Raw genomic sequence first — 20,431 nt, forward strand, 5'->3', positions numbered from 1 at the left:
CGGGGACACGAGCCGGCACGGACGCGCTAGCCACGGGACTCGGGGGTGACGGACCGGCGTTGGTCGTCGCGAGCGACGCGCCCCGTGGCGCGCCGGACGACGAGATCGAACACGCTGGCGGCGCGGGTGCGGCTGCCGTTTTGCTGACCGCCGACGGCGGGGGATCGGTCCGGGATCGAGCCGAACGAACGACGACGGCTCCCGGGACGCGGTTTCGCCCCGCCGGCTCCGACGAGACGACCGGTCTCGGAATCACCGCGTACGACCGGTCGTCGTTTACCGAAGCCGTCACGACTGTCGCCGACGCTCTCGAGTACGACCCCGCGTCCGCCGACGCCGTCGCGCTCCAGTCGCCGAACGGGACGCTCCCCTACCGTGTCGCCGGTCCGCTCGAGGTCGACACGGAGACGATCCGAGCCGGAACGACCGTCCACGACCTCGGCGATACCGGTGCGGCCAGCCCGTTGCTCGGCTTCGCGAGCGCGCTCGAGAGCGGCTGTGACTCCGTCCTCCTGTTAGGTTACGGTGCCGACGGCGCGACGGGGCTCGCGTTCGGACTCGAGGCCGGCGGTGTCGCCGTTTCCACCCGACTCGAGGGCGACGAGACGCTCTCCTACGGGGAGTACCTCCGGAGACGTGGCGATATTACACCGGGCGAACCCGCCGGCGGCGGCGCGTACGTCAGCGTCCCAAACTGGAAGCGAACCCTGCCCCAGCGCCACCGGCTCGTCGCCGGCCGCTGTCCGAAGTGTGGCGAACTGGCCTTCCCACCCGGGGGTGCCTGTCCAGACTGCGGTGCGCTCGAGGCGTTTGACGAAGTCGCCCTTCCGGGGACTGGGACGGTCGAAGCGGCGACGGTCATCGGCCAGGGCGGCGCGCCGCCGGAGTTCGTCGAACAGCAGGCCAGGGAGGGTGCGTACGTCAGTGCCGTCGTCGCACTCGACGGACCCGACAGCGATGGCGATCGTGCGACCGTCTCGACGCCCGCCCAGGTCCTGACCGTCGGCGACGAGTCCGTCTCGCCGGGCGACCGCGTCGAAGCGACGATCCGTCGGATCTACACTCAGGAAGGGGTAACCCGGTACGGGTTCAAGATGCGGCGTCTCGAGTAACGCCCTCGTTCGAGTAACTCGAACGACCACCCCCCCGTCGCCACTCGAGGGGAGGAATCGATGACGACTGTTTCACGCATCGAATTACAGCGGTACGTTTGTATAGTGGGTGCGCGAGCGGGCCGTTCGTCGGCCGATGATCGCCCTGTTCGAGTAACTCGAACGGAGTGCTATAGTAGCAAGCAGTGTGCACCTGATCACCAGACGGATCGGCGATCGGTCTACAAATCGGTGCAGTTGTTACTGTAGATAGCGATGGCCGGTCCGGTGACACGGCATTCCGGTCGTATGGGGTTCTTCGAGACCGATCCGGTCGAGTCGGTTTCGATCGATTTCCATCGCTTCGAGGTGCGGCCGAACGAGTCCGTTCCCGTTGTTCGAACGGGGTTCCGGCCGCCCTGTCAGCGGCGATGCTCTTTCAGGCGGTCTGTGAATACTCGTGGACCCACTCCTGGAGGGTGATCCCCATGGCGGCCTGCGTGATCGCGTTCGACGAGGCGGAGTTGGCGCTCTTGACGAGTTCGGCCTCGAGCGTCCGATCGGGAACCTCGCCGAGGAAGTGCGGTATCGCCCGCTGGACGGCGAGCGGACAGCCGACCTCGTGAGCCAGTGCATACCCAGAGAGGGAGTGGGGAATCGTCTCGCCGCCGTACCGTGGGTTGGGATCGACGAGTTCCTCGTCGACGTGATCGGTGTACTCGTAGCACTTGCCCACGTCGTGGAGCAGACAGGCGGCAACGATCGTGTCGACGTCGGGGTCCGCACCGTGGAACTCCCGCTGTTCGCGGGCGGACTCGAGGGCGATGCGAGTGACGCCCCGGACGTGTTCGACGTTCGTGACCTCGTGGATGTTCCAGGCGTAGGGGATATCGTCGACGTGACGCCAGCCGCCGCGCCGGAGGCCGAGCGTCCACGCCTCGACGACCCGCTCGGTGAGGTCGGGGTCGTCGATGCGCTCGAGTTCGGGAAACGCGTCGCGGACCTGGGTGTCGTAGTCTGGGTCGGGCATGGTTTGGTAGCGGTGGGTCGTCGGTGCGACCGACGCGTGGGTCGTTTTCCGTTCGGGGGCTACTCGGCGTCACAGCCGTTCACACTCGAGACGCGAGGCGTCGTCGATCGATTCGACTGCGAGACCGACGTGGTCGATCCGGGTCGCTGGCATCGCTGGCGACTCGGCCGTACCCGTGGTGTACGACGACCGGTACACATAGCGTTTGTGGGTCGGTTTCACTACTCGAGGGGAAAGGAACCACACCACACCGGTAGAACGAAGTTGAGGGCCGTCGATGGAGGGAGTGTATGACCACGATGGTCGAGTTACTCGTCCGTACGGACGAGTATAGCCACGAGGCGTTCGTCGAACGGTGGCAGGACGACCACGCCGAGATCGGTCGCGAACTCCCCGGCCTGCAGCGATACAGCACCGCCGTTCCGACGAACCCCGAGGCTGTCGACTCCGACGGCGCGCTGGAACTCACGTTCGAGCACGAGACGGCATCGAACGCGGCGTTTAGCTCCAACGTGGGCCAGGACGTTCAGGGGGACCCTGCCGAGTGTCTCGAGGGTGGCGCTGGACCACGGCTGACCGTCGACGAGACCGTCCACGTCGAGGAGACCACCACCGGGACGGAACGATGACGACGACGGCCCACGAACTCGTCGCGATGCTCGAGGAACTGGACGTCGAGTACGTCTTCGGCTACCCGGGCGGCCGTGCGATCGAACTGTTCGAGCACCTCCCCGACTCCGACGTGGAGGTGGTCCGACCCCGTGACGAGCGCGAGGCGAGCGTCATGGCCGAAGCGTACGGCCGGCTCACGGGCCAGCCCGCGGTGCTCACCGGCCAGGGGCCGTGGATCGGCAGTCTCGGTGCGATCGGACAGATGGAGGCGCTGCTCGGCTCCTCGCCGATGGTCGTGCTGACCGAGGCCTCCGAGCGCGGCGAGTATTCGACGCTTGCGCCCTACCAGCAGTCGAGCGGCGACTACGGTGGACTCAGCCTGCCGGACATCTTAGACGGCGTCGCCAAGGAGTGGTGGTTTCCGCGTACCCCGGTCGAGACGCTGCGATCGACGCAGCTCGCGTTCAAACACGCCGTCGCCGGCCGTCCCGGCCCCACCGCGGTGATCCTGGACGGGGACGCGATCACCGACGAGGTACCTGACGAGCCGACCCCGCCGCTCTGGGACGCCGGCGAACAGACGCGGACGTGGGACCCCGCACCGACGCCCGACGACGTCGACGCGGCCGTCGACGCCCTCGAGAACGCTGCACGTCCGGTTATCGTCGCGGGTAACGGCGTTCACGCCGCTGGAGCGTACGACGAGCTCGCAGCCGTCGCCGAAGCCTACGACTGTGCGGTCGTCACCTCGTATCTCGGCAAGTCGACATACCCCGAGACCGACGAGCGGGCGGCCGGCGTCATCGGCTCGTTCGGCCACGAGGGGGCAAACCGGGTCGTCAGCGAGGCGGATACGCTGCTCGTGGTCGGTTGCCGGCTGAACCCGATGGACACCAACTGGCAGGCTCCGGCGTTCGTCCGGCCCGACGACCAGACGATCCTCCACGCCGACGTCGATCCGCGCAACGCCGGCTGGGTCTACCCCGCCGACGTGGGACTGATCGGCGACGCGAAAGCGTCCCTTGCGGCGCTGGTGGACGCGGGCGGCGGCGAGAGCGGGTGGGCACTCGAGCGCGCGGCCGAGGCCCGGGAGTGGTTCACCGCGCCCGAGTGTGCGTCCGACTCGAGCCCGATCAAGCCCCAGCGTGCGGCCACGGAGATACAGCGGGTCGTCGACGCGGAGACGATCGTCACCGCCGACTCCGGAAACAACCGGTTCTGGCTGCTGTACTACCTGCAGACGCCCGCAGTTTGCACGTACTTCGGCAGCGGCGGCGTCGGCGGGATGGGGTGGGCCCAGCCGGCTGCAGTCTCCGCGGCGCTGACGACCGGAAAAGACGTGATCTCGGTCGCCGGCGACGGTGGGTTCGCGATGACGATGAACAGCGTCGAGACCGCCGTCGAGTACGGCGTCGCGCCGACGTTCGTCGTTCTGAACGATACCAGCCTCGGGATGGTCCGGCAGATGGACGCCGAGGCTGAGATCGCCGGGGTCGAGTTCCACGACACCGACTTCGTCAAAGTCGCCGAGGCGTTTGGTGCGGTCGGCCGGCGGGTAACGGAGCCCGACGACTTCGCCGACGCTCTCGCGGACGGGAAAGCGGCGGACGTTCCCGTCGTCGTCGACGCCCGAATCGACCGCGAAGAGGAGATGGCCGAGCAACTGGCCTCCTCGTTCTACGAGTCCGTCGGGGGGCTTCACGAGTGACACCGACGCGGTACACGTCGTGCGAGTAAACACCAACCTATACGTGACCAGTTGGCACAAATTCGAACCATGACGAACACGACAGCCGACGCGACCGTACTGGTAACCGGCGGCACTGGCTTCATCGGTTCCTACGTTGCACAGGACCTGCTCGAGCACGGCCACGAGGTCGTGGCCTACGACCGCTCGACGGAGACGGACGTTCTCGAGAACCTCGGCGTCGCCGCCGAGGTCGAGGTACGGCAGGGTGATGTCTCCGACGCGACGGACCTAATCCGTGCGGTACGGGAGACGGGTGCGACACACGTCGTCCACCTCGCCGCACTGTTGACGACGACGGCGCGGGAGAATCCCCGGAGCACGGCCGAGGTAAACGTCGTGGGGACGAACAACGTCTTCGAGACAGCCCGGATTCTGGACGATCAGGTCGAGCGGGTCGCGTGGGCGTCCTCCGCGGCAGCCTACGCGCCACCGGAGAAGTACGACACGGAGTGGGTCGACGAAGACGAACTGGTCTACCCCGATACGCTCTACGGCGCGACCAAGGAATACAACGAACACCAGGCCCGGGTCTACCACGAGGACTACGGCCTCGACCACGTGGCCCTCCGGCCGACGGTCGCCTACGGCCCCTACCGCGAAACCGGCGGCTCGGCGTTTCTTGCGAACATCGTCGAGAAGCCCGCCCTGGGAGAGCCCTACAGCGTCGAGTACGGCGACCAGTACGTCGACTGGCAACACGTCTCAGATATCGCCCAGGCGTTCCGCAAGGCGGCGTTTACACCCGAAGCGGACCTGTCCCAGCGGGTCTACAACGTCCGGGGCGTCCTCGCGACGATCCGCGAGGCCGCCGACACCGTCGAGTCGATCCTCCCCGAAGCCGAGATCGACGTCTCCGACGACGGCGAACTTCCCTGGACCCAGAACCTAGACATGACGAGAGCACAAGCGGAGCTTGGCTACGATCCCGAGTACGACCTCGAGTCGGGCTTTCGGCAGTACGTCAACGTTCTCCGGGAAGAAGCGGGACTCGAGCCGGTGTAGCCCGTTCTCGGTACACGGTGTGGGACTCGAGTCGGCCGCCCCAGCCTGCCTCGAAAAACCTATTCGAATTTCTCGAAGGGCTGCTCGCAGCCGTGACAGTAGTGCATCGACCGACAGAGCGACGGCCCCTTCGGATGCTCGCGAACGGTGTTCGTCGACTCGCAGTACGGACACGTCGCGCCCGCCTCGTCGCCGCTCGTCTCGACGCTGGGGTCACGAGTCCGTCTCATACGCTCAACCCGAACTCCTGGAGGGCTTGCTCGCCCCGTTCGGTCACCATCTCGACCGTCCACTCCGGACTCCAGACCAGCCGTAGGTCGGTGTCGTCGACGCCGTCGACGGCGGCGACCTCCGCTTTGACTTCCTCGGTGAGCATATCACGTGCCGGACAGCCGGAGTAGGTAAGCGTCATGTCGACGGTCACCGTGTCGTCCTCGAGGTAGACGCCGTAGATCAGTCCGAGATCGACGATGCTGATCGGCATCTCCGGGTCCTCGATCCCGTAGAGGGCGTCCCAGATGTCGGCTTCGAGTCCGGTCGCGTCCTCGCCGGTGGCGGGGAGGTCCTCGGCCGCCGCTCCCTCCCGGTAGTCGGTGTACGCACAGGGCGTCGCGTCGCGATCGCTTGACGTGTTTGCACTCATTGCGGCGTGTCCATGAGCTTCGTCGGCTCGCTGCGCTCGAGTTCGCGATACGTGTGCGTAAACTCGTCGTACAGGTCGTACCAGGCGTCGGTGTGGGTGCCGTCGCGGCCCCGTTCGTCGGGAAGCAGATCGTCGGTCACCGTGAACTCGGGGTCGTCTTCGTCGATGTCGACCGGCACGACCAGACCCAGCGACTCGAGATACGGGAGGACGATCGACAGCCACTCCTCGCCCAGCTCCTCGAGAGTGGCGTCACGGAGTCCGAGTTCGACGATGTCCGCTTCCCGTTCTGGATCGACCGGTTCGAAAAGCGTCAGCGCGTGCGGGAACAGCCGATCGAGTGCGTTCTGCAGGCGTTCGTGGCCGTCCTCGTCCCCGCCCTCGCTCTCGCCGTCCGCCAGCCGTTCCAGCCAGTTCTGGGCGTGCTCGAGGTGGTACTCCTCTTCACTGCGGATCTTGCCGACCCGATCCGCGATTTTGGGGTGTGCGGAGTCCTCGAGGGCCGCGAGCCGGACCGCTTCGGCGGCATCGTAGAAGTACGACCGGAGGACGACGTCGGCCCAGTCGCCCTCTTCGAAGGGACGTTCGACGAGCGTACTGTGCCGGAAGTCGTCCGGGTCCCGCTCGTAGACCAGGTCCTGTTCGTCGAGGCCGATGTCCTCGAGGACGTCGTACCAGAGGCGGGCGTGCCCGAGTTCGTCCTGAGCGTTGTTCGCCAGTGCGAGGTCCGACTCGAGTGTCGGTGCGCGAACCTGCCACTCCGTGTACCGCTCCGCGAGGACGAACTGGTCGTCTGCCAGCCGCGTCACGAGCGTCTCGAGTGCCCGTCGTTCGCGCCCCTCGAGAGTGTCGGGATCGTCGAACGCCATCAGGCGTCACCTCGCTGTTGTTCGGCGGTAGCCTGTTCGTCCTCGGACTCGACGACCTCGCGGGCGTCCTCGCCGGTCGTCCGGTAGGTCGTCGCCCAGCGATAGCTCTTGTCGGTCGTGCCGCCGAACGCGACATCGTCGGCGTCGATCTCGCCGACCTCCGCTTTGGGAACGACCCAGAGGCTGTTGGTCGGTTTGCGCCGGCCGTGTTGGATCGCGGCGAACTGCTTTGCCATCTCCCGGTCGGGCGCGTGAACGTTGCCACAGTGGGTGTGATACTCCCCGGACTCTTCCTGTCGGAACACTTCCCAGATCATGGTCAGTCGGCCGCCTGCGGCGCGTGGCCGTCGGCGGTCGTCGCGTCGTCGTCGATCGTTTCCCGGACCCATTCGACGGCCTCCTGTGCTGCTCTCCGGCCCTCGATCTGGCCGACGCCGGGTTCGTACTCGTTTTTCGCGATGGCGAAGAACTCGTCCCAGTCTAAGTCGTCCTCGACGACCTCGTATGTCCCGTCGTCGCGCTCCCGAATACGGGGCTCGTCTGGAATCTCGAGCCCGTACTTCCGGGCTTTCGGGATGTACTGATCGAGAAACGCATTGCGAAGTTCGTCGTTGGACTTCTGTTTGAGGCCCACGGCGGCCGCGAAGTCGTGGTGTGTGCTCTGGTCGTCAGTGGGTCCGAAAAACTGGATGATACGGGGCCACCACGTCTCGAAGGCCGCCTGGGTTAGCTTCTGTTCCTTTCGCGAGCCGGTCATCAGCGTCCGGAGGATGTCTTCGCCGTGTTTCACGTGAAACCCCTCCTCGAAGCAAACCTTGTCCATGGCGTGGGCGTAGGGCTCCCAACTGGTCCGACGTAGCGTCGCCTGCCGACGCATCGCCGCCCCGTCAACGAAGAAAGCGATCATCGGCGTCTCGACCCAGCTATCCATCGGGTAATGAAAACAGTTGAGGAACTTCCCGTCGCCGTTTGCCAGGTCGTCTAACATCTCCTCTCGAGTTTTGATCCCCAGCGACTCTGCGGCGCGATAGAGCAACTGCCCGTGGCCGATCTCGTCCTGGACCTTCGCGGAGAAGGCCAGTTTTCGGTCGATACTCGGCGCGTGCCGGATGAACGGCCGCTCGAGATACGCCCCCATGATCTCGCTGTTGGCGTGGAACTCGATCATCCGGGTCGCCGCTTCCCGGTACTCCTCGGGAAGGTCGTCCGCGGGGCTGAACTCCCGCGGACCCGCTCGTTCTTTCACCGTGTCCAGGTCCATGGTTTCACTGGAATGAACGACCGTGATGGTCTTAGGGGTTGACCGCTATATGAGGTGGTTTTATATATTGGTGTGGTCTAACATACGACACACCGCTCGATGATCGACGAATGCCTCGTGGTCGAATTTCGGGTGCAAAACGACGACTGTCCGCTCGCGGAGGCGACCGCGGCGGTCGATGTCGGGGTCGACGCTCAGCCGCCCCAGCGGCGGTCGGACGGTTACGACCTCCTGCAGTTCAGTGCTCCGAAGAACGATCGGCTCACCGAGGTACTCGATACGGACGACCGTATCTCCTATCTGCACGTCTCGAAAAGCGACGGTCGCCACCGGTATCGGTGTCTGTCGAAACACCCCTGTATCGTCCACGAACTGATCGACAACGGGCTCATCGTCGAGACGCTGCGCTACCGCGAGGGTGCGACGATGATCTTCGGTGCCGTCGTCGGTCGCGACGTGCTCAAGGGAGTGATGGAGGCCGCAGGCGAAACCGTCGGCGTCACACTCGAGCGTATCTGCCCGCTAGAGTCCGAGGCCGAGGAGGTGCCCAGCCAGCGGTGGAACCTCACGCCGGCCCAGGAGGAGTGTCTCCGCACGGCCCTGGAGCAGGGGTACTTCGAAATCCCGCGGGGCGTATCGACCGAGGCGGTCGCCGCCGAACTCGGGGTCAGCAAGTCCGCGTTTCTCGAACGACTGCGACGTGGCGAGCGGGCGCTGTTCCAGCAAATTTTCGACTGACCTCGCCGGAGCCGAGACGTTCTTCTCTCCCGACGTTGGCCCGAGACAGCATGACAGATAGCGGGACCGTCAGGGAACGGATCGAGAGCGACGCCTACTGCGAGACCCTCGAAATCGACTTCTAGACCTCGTCGGCCTCGAGTGCGGGTCTGTGACGACGCGTCTCGAGGTGATCGACGACCTGACGAACCACGGCGGAGCGTCTAGGTCTACTCCGGGGTGTCGGGTCGATTCGACGACGAGGTCGTCCCGGTCGAAACCGACGATGGTCGCCTCGCGCGCCACGAGGGTCCTCGCCCCGATACCGACCTCGAGAGCCCGAGCGAGTTACCGACCGTCTTTGCCGGCGGCGAGGACGCGACCGTCACGCCCGGCAACGCCTCGCCGCTGACCGACGGGGCCGCGGGGTTGCTCGTGACCAGCGCGATACGCCGCCGAGTACGGGCTCGAGCCGCTGGCTCGAGTGCGTTCACGCGCCGTCGCTGGCGTCGACCCGCTGGGCTGTTCCGGCACGCGAATCACGACGACGCTGCTGTACGAACTCGAGCGCTGGGACGGCCGGTACGGGCTCGCGACGATGTGTGTCGGCTTCGGCCAGGGGATCGCGGCAGTGTTCGAACGGACCGGCACAGTCTAGTCTCCCGTCCCCTGTGGCCGGCTCGAGCCGCCGTCGAACCGACCGACTCCGCGTTCACAGGGGTTGTGTACACACCACATGATTTTTTGCGGGGGACAAAGGAGTGTGGTGCGAGGATGAGCTATACGCAGATCGAAACGGCACCACGGGAAGAGATACGAGAGCTACAGGCTGAACGGCTCCGTGAGACGGTCCGGCGGGCCTACGAGAACGTCGAGTTCTACCGGAAGGCGTTCGACGAGGCCGGAATCGTTCCCGAAGATATCCAGACTCTCGAGGACGTCCATCAGCTCCCGTTTACGACGAAAGAGGACTTCCGCGACGAGTACCCGGACGGCCTCTTCGCCGTCGACGACGACGAAATCTACCGTCTCCACGCGTCCTCGGGGACGACGGGGAAGCCGAAGATCGTCTCCTACACGGAAGCGGACCTGTCGGTCTGGAGCGAGGTCGTCGCCCGTTGTCTCGACGCGTCGGGCGTCGAGCCGGGCGATACGGTCCAGAACGGCTACGGTTATGGCCTCTTTACGGGTGGGCTCGGGCTCCACTACGGGATCGAGGAGCTTGGGGCGACGGTCGTTCCGATCGGCGGCGGGCAAACACGGCGACAGGTCGAACTCCTCGAGGACCTCGAGAGCGACGTGCTCGCTTGCACGCCGTCGTACTCGCTGCACCTGGCCGAGACGGCCGAAGAGATGGATGTCGACCTCTCGGAGCTTCCGGTGTCGACGGTGCTTTTCGGCGCGGAACCCTGCACCGACCCGATGCGTGAGGCGATCGAGGAGCGACTCGACGTCACGGGGATCGACATCTACGGTCTCTCGGAGATCATCGGCCCCGGGGTTTCCAACGAGTGCCACGAGGCACAGGACGGGCTGCACGTCTGGGAAGATCACTTCTACCCCGAGGTGATCGACCCACGAACTGGCGAGGTCCTGCCGGAAGGTGAGGAGGGGGAACTCGTGTTGACTACGCTGACGAAGGAAGCCCTCCCGGCGATCCGGTACCGGACCGGCGATCTGACGACGCTGACTTACGAGGAGTGTGACTGTGGCCGGACGATGGTCCGCATGGACAACGTCACCGGCCGAACCGACGACCTGCTGATCGTCCGCGGAGTCAACCTCTACCCCAGCGAGATCGAGGCTGTCGTCCTCGAGTTCGACGACATCGCGCCACACTACCGGATCGACCTTTACCGCGAGGACACCCTGGATCGCCTCGAGTTGACTCTCGAACTCGCGGCCGGAGTCGACGGCGATCGGCCGGAACTGCGGGACCGCGTGCTGACGCGACTCGAGACCGTCCTCTCGTTCACGCCGGACGAGTTGGAACTGACGGACCCGGGAACCATCGAGCGAACGGAAGTGGGGAAGGTAAAGCGGGTCTACGACCACCGGTAACCGTCGTCGATCGGGAGCCGTCGAGAGCCGTGTCCCGAGTCGCCGCGAGCCCACGGCGAGCGACGGCTCTCTCCACATCAATCCTCGGTCCCGTCGCCGATTCCCGTAAGCGAGGTAACTTATTTGTATCGCGATTGGAATGTTCTCGTATGGCATACAGCTACGAGCCACATCACTTCGAGGAGTTCGACGTGGGACAGGAGTTCCAGAGCGTCGGTCGAACGGTCACGGAGGCCGATTTCGTCGCACACTCCGCGCTGTCGGGCGACTGGACGGAGCTGCACACGAACGCGGAGTACGCCGAGGACGGCCCGTTCGACGGTCGGATCGCCCACGGGCCGATGACGTTCGTCCACGCGACTGGCTTCGTCTACCGTACCGGAATCGTCGAGCGCACGGCCTACGCCTTCCTCGGGATGAACTACATGGATCTCCCGAACCCCGTCTACATCGGCGACACGCTCTCGCTCGAGATGGAAGTGGCCGACAAAAAAGACGTCGAACACGAGGACGCGGGCATCGTCGTTCTCGACACCGAGATGACCAACCAGGAGGACACGGTCGTCTTCCAGGGAGACATGAAGTTCCTGATCAAGCGCAAGGAGTAATCCGCCCTGCGAGTCATGCACGTCCACGACGAGAACTCGGTCCGCTACGTCACGTTCGACCGACCGGAGGTCCGGAACGCGTTCACCGCCGGGACCGCCCGCGAACTCGCGACGGCACTCGAGGGGCTCGATCCCGCGTCCCTGGACGCAGTGGTCATCGCCGGCGAGGGCGAGGCGTTTAGCGCCGGCGGCGATATCGAGGCGATGGCCGACCGCGAGGAGACGACGGCAGCAGCCTACGAACGCGTTCGCGAGACGCTCGGTCGCGTAGCCGAGCGGGTGTTGGCGAGCCCCGTGCCCGTCGTCGCGGCCGTCGACGGCGACGCCGTCGGGGCAGGACTCTCGCTGGTCGCGGCCGCCGACTTCGCGTACGCGGCCGAGTCGGCCCGGTTCGGTGCCTCGTTCATCAACGTCGGGCTCGTCCCCGACATGGGCGGGACCGTGACCCTGCCCCGCCTCGTCGGGCTCCGAACGGCGAAGGAACTCGCGTTCACGGGACGGCTCGTCGATGCCGCGGCGGCCGACGACCTCGACCTCGTCAACGAGACTGTCCCCGACGACGAACTCGAGGCCCGGATCGACGATTTGCTTGAGACGCTCGCCGACCGGCCAACCGAGAACCTCGGGTTAGCGAAACGGGCCATCCACGATAATCTCGGTCGGTCCTGGCGTGACGGCCTCGAGCGTGAAGCATCCATCCAGTCGCTGGCGTACGACACCTCGGCACACCACGAGGGGGTCGATGCGTTCCTGACCGATCGACCCCCGGAGTTCGAGTGAGTCGCTGATCGGCCACCCCTCTCTTCCGAAGAACGATCACTTTCGTTACTTACTAACATAATTTATGTTTGCCGGACTACCTGTTTTTCATCTACTCGATTAGAGCCGGTCAAACCCGTGTACGGCGTGTGTATGTGTAGAATCCAATAAACGCCGTGTACTGGATTTCTGTGTCTTTCCATCGCCTCTCTTGGATGGAGAAGCTCTATTCTGTGCTATCAATAGACATATCAGTGCTCTTCTGCGGAAATGATGCCTTTATTATGGTATCAGTAAATGAAAATCATACAAACACTTTTACATCGGTAAGCCCCGTTTCCGGACCCACGGTTCGCCTCTCGAGGAACCGTCCTCGACTCAGTCCCGGACCGGCTTTGCTCCCCGTGGCTCCGGCGTCGGAGACGCGTCGATCACTCGAGTGCCCCAGGCGGATCGGGCAGTTTCCGCTGTTCCTCGGGATCGTGGTGGACGATCACGGTTCCGTCCGTCGTCCGCGAGCGGTCTCGTACCCGCTGGATCGACTCGAGCGAGTCCTCGAGCGACCAGACGAAGGAGGGGACACGCTCGCGTTCGTATCCTTCGCGGCTGTTGGCGACGTCGGCCGCGAGAACGACGCTACTGGACTCGAGTTCGACTGCGAGCGACTGGTGGCCCGGCGTGTGTCCTGGCGTCGGAAACGCGACGACGCTGCCGTCGCCGAAGAGGTCGTATTCGCCCGTCACTGCCGTCACGTCGACCGACTGGTCTCGCAGCGGGGAGAAGTCCCCCTCGAGGTAGAACACCCGCTGTACCCCGTCGGGCCAGAACGCGTACCGCAACTCCGACTTCTGGACGATGACCTCGGCGTCGGGAAACGAATCGACGTTGCCCGCGTGATCGACGTGCAGATGCGAGAGCACGACGTAGTCGATGTCTTCGGGTTCGTACCCCAGCGCGGCGAGGTGGTCGGTCGGCGACTGGCCAACCGAGAGGTCGAGCGTCTCGAGAAACGCGGTCATGTGGGCCGCGCCGTTCGGGCCGTAGCCCTCTGGATCGGCCGCCATCTCGCGGCTGATGCCGGTATCGAACAGGACCAGTCCCTCGGGGTGCTCGAGCAGGTAACACGGACACCAGCCGGCGTACGGTTCCCCCGGGTTCTCGAGTTGGACCGCGACGCTGTGATCGAAGGTCCACTCGGCGGTGTTGAGTCGGTAGAGACGGCGGACTGACATACTGGGACTCGGGGCCGATGGGTCAAAGAAGGAACGCCTAACTGGGTGTCGGGCTCTCGTCGCTCGCCGTCGCCGCCCACCAGATGGGTTGCTGTCCCGATCTCCCGGTGTAACCGCGATCCGAAACGGGTACACCGGAACTGACGGACAGTAGAACGTCTCAGGCAGTCTGTCGCTGTTCGGTTTCGTCCTCGGCGTAGATCGACTCGATCTCTGCTTCGAACTCGTCGAGGATCGCCCGGCGCTTTTTCTTCATCGTCGGCGTCAACAGGTCGTTGTCCTCGGTAAACTCGATCGGAACGAGCCGGTACTCCTTGATCGTCTCGTGGGCTTCGAAGTTCTCGTTGACCGCTTGGACCTCTCGGTCGATTCGTTCTTCGACCCACTCGTGATCACAGATCGCCGCGGCGCTGTCGGGGAGGTCGATCCCCTCGTCCTCGGCCAGCCGTCGGAGCGCGTCCACGTTGGGGACGATGAGCGCGCCGACGAACTTCTCGCCGTCGCCGACGACCATACACTGCTCGACGGGTTCGCGGGCCGCAAACGAGTCCTCGATCGGGGCCGGCGCGACGTTCTTCCCGGTCGAGAGCACGAGCAGTTGTTTCCGGCGCTCGTGGAAGACGATGTAGTCGTCGGGCCGGATCGTGACGATGTCGCCGGTCCGGAACCATCCGTCCGCCGTGAACGCTCGATCCGTCGCCCCGGGCTTTTCCCAGTATCCTTCGGCTACGTTCGGTCCCCTGACCAGTAGTTCGCCGGTTTCGCCGGCCGTGTCGGCGGCTTCGCCGTCGGGGACCACCGAGTCGTCGACCCTGACCTCGCAGCCGACGACCGGCGGACCGACCGTGCCGATCTGGGGTCTTTCGGGCGGGTTCGTGGTGACGACGGGAGCAGTCTCGGTCAGCCCGTACCCCTCGAATATCGGTAGCCCCATCCCGTGATAGAGCGTACAGAGATCGGGCGAGAGGGTGCCGCCGCCGCTGACGAGCATCTCGATGTTACCGCCCAGCGCGTCTTTCACCTGGCCGAAAACGAGCTTGTCCGCGATCGAGAGCTTCGCCTCGAGGATCGGCCCCGGATCGTCGGCTCGCTGGTACGCCCGCCCGACGTCGGTCGCCCAGTTGAAGATCCGTTCTTTGATCGGTGATTCGGTGGCCTGCTCGCGGATGGCGTCGTAGATCTTCTCGTAGACGCGCGGGACGCTCGTCGCGCCGGTCGGCTGCACGGCGCTGAAGTCTTCTTTGAGCGTATCGGAGCTCTCGGCGTAGGCGACGGTCGCCCCGGCTGCAAACGGCAGGAAGTGCCCGGCCGTCCGTTCGAAGACGTGTGCCAGCGGCAGGTACGAGACCATCCGGCTGTCGCCGTCGATCGTCGGTGTGTCCGTGTCCTTGTCCGGCCGGGGGCCGACGCGGCGATAGACCTGGTTGACGTTCGCACGGAAGTTCCGGTGGGTGAGTTTTACCCCCTTCGGCTGCCCCGTCGTCCCGCTGGTGTAGATCAGGCTCGCCAGATCGTCCACGTCGGGCTCGTCGACCCACTCCTGGTAGGCCTCCTCGTCGAATGCCTCGTCGCCGAGGGTGTACACGTCCGCGAGGGTGTAGACGTCGTCGCGGTCGTCGTACCCGCTTCCCTCGTCGATCGAGACGATAAACTCGAGATCGAGGTCGTCCTCGACCTCGAGGATGCGCTCGAGTAGGTCCGCGTTCTCGACGACGACCCCATCCGCGTCGGGATCGTCGAGCAGGTACCGTGCCTTGTCCGGGGACGAACTCTTGTAGACGGTCGTGACGACCGCACCGGCCGACAGCAGAGCGAAGTCGGTCTGGGCCCACTCCAGGCGTGTCTGTGCGAAGATACCGACGCGATCCCCGGTTTCGACCCCGAGCTCCCGGAACCCGGCCGCCAGCGCGCGGACGACCTCGCGCATTTCCGCGTACGTCAGGCTGGCGTACTCCCCGTCCGGTGCGGGGTCGAACGCCGTTCCGGCCAGGCTCCGATCGTAGATGCCGCCCTGGTACTGCTGGGCGACTGTGTCGGCGTTTCGCTCGACGCTGTTCTCGAACATCCGCCCGAGCGTCTCCGTTCCCAGCACCTCGCTCTCGAACTCCCGTTCCGCGGTTTGCCAGTCCATGGTTTACCGTACCATGAACCCGGTCCTACATGAAAGATGGGTATAGTGCACCGTTACTTGACCAAAATAAAATTATCTCAGCGGAACGGAACCGGTGGTTTTCTATACGACTTCTTTAGTTTTCGTCGTAAATCCGGTCCACGCGACCCTCGAACCGCTCGAGGATGACTCGTCGCTTCTTTTTCATCGTCGGGGTCACCATGTCGTTTTCTTCCGTGAACTCCTGTGGGACGAGTTCGAACTGTTTGATCTGTTCGTACGATTCGAACCCCTCGTTTACCTGGTCTACCTCCTCCTGAATGTAGTCGTGGACGCGTTCGTGGTCACAGAGTGTCTCGAGGTCGTCGGGGAGGTCGATCCCTTCCTCGTCGGCCCACTCACGGAGGTGATCGAAGTTCGGAACGAGCAACGCGCCGACGAACTTCTCGTTGTCGCCGACGACCATCGCTTGTTCGACGATTTCGCTGGCGGCGAAGGCGTCTTCGATCGGTCCGGGGGCGACGTTTTTCCCCGTCGAGAGGACGAGAATCTGTTTGACCCGATCGCGGAACTCGACGTAGCCGTCGGGGCGCATGTGGACGATGTCGCCGGTCCGGAACCACTTTCCGGACGTCGAGCCGTCCGTTTCGCTCGCGGGAGCACTCTCCGTAAAGGACCGATCCGTCGCGCTCGGTTTCTCCCAGTAGCCGTCGGTGACGTTCGGCCCCCTCACGAGGAGTTCGCCGACATCGCCGGGATCATCGAAGGCGCTCTGGTCGGCGACCGACTCGTCGACTTGCAACTCGACGTCGGGCAGCGCCGGGCCGATCGTCCCGATCTTGGGCTCTTCGGGCGGGTTGACGGTCAGTACGGGCGCGGTTTCGGTCAACCCGTACCCCTCGAAGATCGGTAGCCCCATCGCGTGATACAGCGTACACAACTCCGGCGAGAGGCTTCCGCCGCCGCTGATCAGAATCTCGATCTCGCCACCGAGCGCGTCGCGGACGGTCGAGAAGACGAGTTTGTCGGCGAGTGCCTGCTTGGCCGAGAGCACTGCTCCAGGATCGTCGGTCTCCTGGTACTCTTTTCCGACGTCCGTCGCCCACTCGAAAATCCGTTTCTTGACCGGCGACTCGCTTGCCTGTTCGCGGATGGCATCGTAGATCTTCTCGTAGACGCGAGGAACGCTCGTGGCCGTGTTCGGCTGGACCGTACTGAAGTCTTCCTGAAGCGTGTCGGGGTCTTCGGCGTAGGCCACGCAGCCGCCGCTGGCGAACATCAGGAAGTGGCCTGCGGTGCGCTCGAAGACGTGTGCCAACGGCAGGTACGAGACCGTCTGTGCGTCCTCGTCGATCGACGGGAGGTCGTCGTCCCTGTCCGGTCGCGGAGCCATCCGCTTTCGGATCTGATTGACGTTCGCCCGGAAGTTCCAGTGGGTGAGTTTTACGCCTTTGGGCTGGCCCGTCGTTCCGCTGGTGTAGATCAGGCTCGCCAGATCGTCCAGATCGGGCTCGTCGACCCACTCCTCGTAGGCCTCCTCGTCGAACGTTTCCTCGCCACGGTGGTAGATGTCGGCCAGCGTATAGACATCGTCTCGATCGGCCCCATCGTGCTCGAGTTCGTCGATCGAGACGATAAACTCGAGGTCGAGGTCGTCTTCGACCTCGAGAACGCGTTCGAAGGCTTCGTCGTTCTCGACGACGACGCCGTCGGCGTCCGGGTCGTCGAGCAGGTATCGTACCTGGTCGGGCGAGGAACTCTTGTAGACGGTCGTGATGACCGCACCTGCGGACAGCAGGGCGAAGTCGGTCTGGGCCCACTCCATGCGCGTGTTCGAAAAGAGACCGACGCGGTCCCCACCCTCGACGCCGAGGTCGCGGAAGCCGGCGGCGAGGTTGCGAACGATGTCCCGCATCTCGGCGTACGAGAGGGTCCGGAACTCGCCTGGTTTGGCGGCGCTCACCACGGAGTCGGTCAGCGACCGCTCGTAGACCCCTCCCTTGTACTTCTGGGCCGGTTGGTTGACGTTTCGCTCGGCCGTCTCCTCGAACATCCGACCGAGCGTCGTCTCCCCGATCACCTCGTCGTCGTATTCGCGTTCGGCGTCCCGCCAGTCCATACGTGTGTGAGGAAACCTCCCGTGCGATAAAACGTGATGAAACTTGTTTCACCTGTCGCTACGTTTATTCGACGATCTACCATGACATCGTTCCCGCTGGGAGGTAGCTTTTCCCGGGACTGCCGCCCTCTCGCGTTCGAAATCGACCGAACGCGAGGACTACTCCGCGTCGAGAGCGCCTAGTACGCCGCGAACGTTCATCGCCGCTTCCGCACTGGCCTTGCGCTTTCCCCACGTACCGGCTCGCTCGCTGCCGATCGTCTCCGCGAAGTGATCGATCAGCGCGTCGTCGTCCTCGAGTTCGTGGCGCTTCTCTTCGACGGATTCGACCCACGACGAGAGCACGTCGCCGTAGGTTTCGAGCACGGTCTCGAGGTCGTCGCCGACGTACCGTGGCCCGAAGTGGGTGTAGAGCAACACGTCCGGGTCGATCGCGGCGATCGTTTCCAGATCGTCGAGACACTGCTGGAGGTCGAAGTCGGAGGGTGGTGAGGTCTCGACGATTTCCTCCCGGTCGGGGAGCCAGATGCCTGCCGCGTCGCCGGTGAAGACCGCGTCGTTTTCGGGGTTCTCGAAGACGACCTGGTGGAAAGCGTGCCCCGGAGCTTCGTGGACGCGCAGTTCGTAGTCGCCGAGATCGATCACGTCGCCGTCCTCGAGTTCGCGGATGCGTTTTTCGGGAATCGGCTTCGGCTCGGTGTAAAACTCCCACTGGTCGCCGACTGCGGCTTTCGTGCCGTCGACGAGACGGCCCGGATCGGCAAGCAGGCTCGCACCTGCGGCCGGAATGCAGACATCGGCGTTCGGACACTCCTCGGCGAGAAAGCCCGCGCCACCGGCGTGATCGAGGTGGATGTGGGTGACGGCGATCGCCGCGAGTTCCTCGCGGGCGATCCCGATCTCCTCGAGCGCTTCGAGAATCCGCTCGTGGTTGGTCCCGATTCCGGTCTCGACGACGGCAGGGCGCTCGGCATCGAGGACGTACGCGGCACCGTAGCCGTCGGTGTCGTACATGCCGGTGTCGACGTAGTAGCAGTCGTTACAGCCGTCGATGGTAACCTCCGTGACTGTTCCCGGGGTCATCGTCCGGAAATAGTGTCGGCCACACCTATAGTAACCACTGAACCGGCGGAGTCCAGACGGATCGTCTCGAACCCAACCGTGTGCGACGACAGCCCGGGGCCGTTACGTCCTTTTGGGAGGATTCCGTCGGGACGATTATGGGCTCGAGTAGCCCCGGCGTAGGTGAGAGCGCAGGAGGAAGTGGGTCCCCATCGGTGAGACAGGCATGACTGCCGACGACGCCCGGCCTCGCTCTCGCTGGACGGTCGTCCCGCGACTCGTCATCGCCACTGGGATCGGGCTGTTCCTGTGCGTACTCGCGTGGGCCGCCGTCTTCCGGGAGTCGCTCGCGCCAATCGATACCGCCGTCGTGATCGTACTCACCGGCGTCCCGGCGCTCGGGATAGCCTGGGCCGGTCGCCGTCTCGCGCGCAGCGACGTGTCCGACGATCGGTATCGCCGGATCGCCGGCTGGACGGCCGGGGTCTGTCTGGTCTTTCTGCTGGTGAACCTGGCGTCGATGGTGATCTACCCGATAACGCTCGCTGGAAACGTCATCTGGATGCTCTGGTCGATCGTGTTCGGCACGCTGGGCGGTTTCGCCGTCGGCTACGTCGAGGCACGCGCCATCCAGCGGGAGGTCGAGGCGGCGGCCGCGCGGGCTCGGGCCGAGCAACTCGAGGAGGAACGCGAGATGCTCGGCTACCTGAACGACCTCTTGCGTCACGAGGTGTTCAACAGCACCCAGATCATCGGCGGTCACGCCTCGCTGTTGCTCGAGGACGATCACGACGACCGTTCACGCGACCGCCTCGAAACGATCCGTCGCGAGAGCGAGTCGCTCGGGGACGTCATCGACGACGTGCGGGCGATGCTCGGGGCCAACCTGAACGCCACCGACTCGCACGTCGATCTCTCGGCACTGATCGACGAGGTCGCCGCCGACCTGCGGTCGACCTATCCCGAAGCGACGATCGATGTCCAGGGACCCGAGTCGGTCCTGGTCGTGGGCAACGATGGCCTCAAATGGGTCGTCTCGAACGTCGTCGAGAACGGGATCGAACACGACGACGACGACCCACACGTCACGGTCACCCTCGAGCGGCGCGACGGCGAGGTAGTCGTCACCGTCTCGGACGACGGGCCAGGGATACCGCCCGAGACCCGCGAGCGGCTGTTCGAACGTAAATCACGCAACCACGGGCTCGGTCTCTACCTGACGCGCATCCTCGGCGAACGATACGGCGGAACCGTCGAACTCGCCGAGACCGGACCCGAGGGCTCTATCTTCACCGTTCGGTTGCCACTGGCCGCGACCGACGACCGCGGCGACGGCACCCACGACGCCGGCGAGCGCTCGAGCGACCGTGACGGGATGTCGAACAGACCTCCCGCATCGTGAACGGGACGTTCGGCACCGAATGCGTTTCCGTATCGATCTACAGGCTGAGCAGGCCGAGGCAGTGCACGTGTAACCGCCTTCGGGTCGCGGTTGCACCGAGCAC

General features: G+C 64.8%; 19 protein-coding genes and 1 pseudogene. 10 read left to right on the forward strand and 10 right to left on the reverse strand.

Features of this window, described 5'->3' with window-relative positions; all coding sequences use genetic code 11:
• A partial coding sequence (locus C446_RS04670) for a zinc ribbon domain-containing protein (protein ID WP_006671918.1) occupies nucleotides 1–1,112 on the forward strand: 1,112 nt, incomplete at its 5' end.
• 418 nt (nucleotides 1,113–1,530) lie between these two features.
• Here C446_RS04670 and C446_RS04675 read toward each other — a convergent pair.
• The gene (locus tag C446_RS04675; protein ID WP_006671919.1) at nucleotides 1,531–2,121 is read right to left on the reverse strand and encodes an HD domain-containing protein; all 591 of its coding nucleotides are present in this window, start codon (nucleotides 2,119–2,121) and stop codon (nucleotides 1,531–1,533) included.
• A gap of 290 nt (nucleotides 2,122–2,411) precedes the next feature.
• On the opposite strand from C446_RS04675, the gene C446_RS04680 reads away from it, so the two are divergent.
• The 3 genes from C446_RS04680 (at nucleotide 2,412) to C446_RS04690 (ending at nucleotide 5,485) form a co-directional block, all read left to right on the forward strand.
• Nucleotides 2,412–2,750, forward strand: a complete 339-nt coding sequence (locus C446_RS04680) for an EthD family reductase (protein WP_006671920.1) — start codon at nucleotides 2,412–2,414, stop codon at nucleotides 2,748–2,750.
• On the forward strand, nucleotides 2,747–4,441 hold the full coding sequence (locus tag C446_RS04685; RefSeq protein WP_006671921.1) for a thiamine pyrophosphate-binding protein: 1,695 nt from the start codon (nucleotides 2,747–2,749) through the stop codon (nucleotides 4,439–4,441). The genes C446_RS04680 and C446_RS04685 overlap by 4 nt, the downstream gene beginning before the upstream one ends.
• A 69-nt stretch (nucleotides 4,442–4,510) precedes the next feature.
• Nucleotides 4,511–5,485: an NAD-dependent epimerase/dehydratase family protein gene (locus C446_RS04690; protein WP_006671922.1), complete on the forward strand. Its 975-nt coding sequence runs from the start codon at nucleotides 4,511–4,513 to the stop codon at nucleotides 5,483–5,485.
• A 59-nt stretch (nucleotides 5,486–5,544) separates the two neighbouring features.
• On the opposite strand, the gene paaE is transcribed toward C446_RS04690, so the two are convergent.
• The 5 genes from paaE to paaA are packed head-to-tail and all read right to left on the reverse strand — an operon-like array spanning nucleotide 5,545 to nucleotide 8,258.
• Nucleotides 5,545–5,715, reverse strand: coding sequence for a 1,2-phenylacetyl-CoA epoxidase subunit PaaE (gene paaE / locus C446_RS19260; RefSeq protein ID WP_006671923.1), 171 nt, complete (start codon nucleotides 5,713–5,715; stop codon nucleotides 5,545–5,547).
• A complete protein-coding gene (gene paaD, locus C446_RS04695) occupies nucleotides 5,712–6,128 on the reverse strand; it encodes a 1,2-phenylacetyl-CoA epoxidase subunit PaaD (protein WP_006671924.1) in 417 nt (138 codons plus the stop codon). Before paaD ends, paaE begins: the two co-directional genes overlap by 4 nt.
• Nucleotides 6,125–6,997 (reverse strand): 1,2-phenylacetyl-CoA epoxidase subunit PaaC, encoded by an 873-nt coding sequence (paaC, locus tag C446_RS04700; RefSeq protein WP_006671925.1) that lies wholly within the window; start codon nucleotides 6,995–6,997, stop codon nucleotides 6,125–6,127. The genes paaD and paaC overlap by 4 nt, the downstream gene beginning before the upstream one ends.
• Nucleotides 6,997–7,314: a 1,2-phenylacetyl-CoA epoxidase subunit PaaB gene (gene paaB / locus C446_RS04705; protein ID WP_006671926.1), complete on the reverse strand. Its 318-nt coding sequence runs from the start codon at nucleotides 7,312–7,314 to the stop codon at nucleotides 6,997–6,999. Before paaB ends, paaC begins: the two co-directional genes overlap by 1 nt.
• A gap of 2 nt (nucleotides 7,315–7,316) precedes the next feature.
• A complete protein-coding gene (paaA, locus tag C446_RS04710) occupies nucleotides 7,317–8,258 on the reverse strand; it encodes a 1,2-phenylacetyl-CoA epoxidase subunit PaaA (protein WP_006671927.1) in 942 nt (313 codons plus the stop codon).
• 99 nt (nucleotides 8,259–8,357) lie between these two features.
• Here paaA and C446_RS04715 point away from each other — a divergent pair, with 99 nt between their 5' ends.
• From C446_RS04715 to C446_RS04735, 5 genes and pseudogenes are all read left to right on the forward strand, one after another.
• Entirely contained in the window at nucleotides 8,358–8,996 is a 639-nt protein-coding gene (locus C446_RS04715) for a helix-turn-helix domain-containing protein (RefSeq protein ID WP_006671928.1), read from the forward strand.
• 222 nt (nucleotides 8,997–9,218) lie between these two features.
• A pseudogene (locus C446_RS20435) lies at nucleotides 9,219–9,633 on the forward strand (thiolase family protein); the annotation flags it as partial.
• 116 nt (nucleotides 9,634–9,749) lie between these two features.
• Nucleotides 9,750–11,036, forward strand: a complete 1,287-nt coding sequence (paaK, locus tag C446_RS04725; protein ID WP_006671930.1) for a phenylacetate--CoA ligase PaaK — start codon at nucleotides 9,750–9,752, stop codon at nucleotides 11,034–11,036.
• Between the two features lie 149 nt (nucleotides 11,037–11,185).
• Nucleotides 11,186–11,644, forward strand: coding sequence for a MaoC/PaaZ C-terminal domain-containing protein (locus C446_RS04730; RefSeq protein ID WP_006671931.1), 459 nt, complete (start codon nucleotides 11,186–11,188; stop codon nucleotides 11,642–11,644).
• Nucleotides 11,645–11,659: 15 nt separating this feature from the next.
• Nucleotides 11,660–12,424, forward strand: a complete 765-nt coding sequence (locus C446_RS04735; RefSeq protein ID WP_006671932.1) for an enoyl-CoA hydratase/isomerase family protein — start codon at nucleotides 11,660–11,662, stop codon at nucleotides 12,422–12,424.
• A 410-nt stretch (nucleotides 12,425–12,834) separates the two neighbouring features.
• On the opposite strand, the gene C446_RS04740 is transcribed toward C446_RS04735, so the two are convergent.
• The 4 genes from C446_RS04740 to C446_RS04755 all read right to left on the reverse strand — a co-directional run bounded on the left by C446_RS04740 (nucleotide 12,835) and on the right by C446_RS04755 (nucleotide 18,947).
• Nucleotides 12,835–13,635, reverse strand: coding sequence for an N-acyl homoserine lactonase family protein (locus C446_RS04740; protein WP_006671933.1), 801 nt, complete (start codon nucleotides 13,633–13,635; stop codon nucleotides 12,835–12,837).
• A 160-nt stretch (nucleotides 13,636–13,795) separates the two neighbouring features.
• Nucleotides 13,796–15,766: an AMP-dependent synthetase/ligase gene (locus C446_RS04745; protein WP_006671934.1), complete on the reverse strand. Its 1,971-nt coding sequence runs from the start codon at nucleotides 15,764–15,766 to the stop codon at nucleotides 13,796–13,798.
• Nucleotides 15,767–15,881: 115 nt separating this feature from the next.
• Nucleotides 15,882–17,864 (reverse strand): AMP-dependent synthetase/ligase, encoded by a 1,983-nt coding sequence (locus C446_RS04750; RefSeq protein WP_006671935.1) that lies wholly within the window; start codon nucleotides 17,862–17,864, stop codon nucleotides 15,882–15,884.
• Between the two features lie 159 nt (nucleotides 17,865–18,023).
• Nucleotides 18,024–18,947: an MBL fold metallo-hydrolase gene (locus C446_RS04755; protein WP_006671936.1), complete on the reverse strand. Its 924-nt coding sequence runs from the start codon at nucleotides 18,945–18,947 to the stop codon at nucleotides 18,024–18,026.
• A 205-nt stretch (nucleotides 18,948–19,152) separates the two neighbouring features.
• Between C446_RS04755 and C446_RS04760 the strand changes: the two genes are divergently transcribed.
• Nucleotides 19,153–20,328: a sensor histidine kinase gene (locus C446_RS04760; protein ID WP_006671937.1), complete on the forward strand. Its 1,176-nt coding sequence runs from the start codon at nucleotides 19,153–19,155 to the stop codon at nucleotides 20,326–20,328.
• Nucleotides 20,329–20,431: the final 103 nt, after the last annotated feature.

The sequence above is a fragment of the Halobiforma nitratireducens JCM 10879 genome, assembly GCF_000337895.1.
Taxonomy (GTDB): Archaea; Halobacteriota; Halobacteria; order Halobacteriales; family Natrialbaceae; genus Natronobacterium; species Natronobacterium nitratireducens.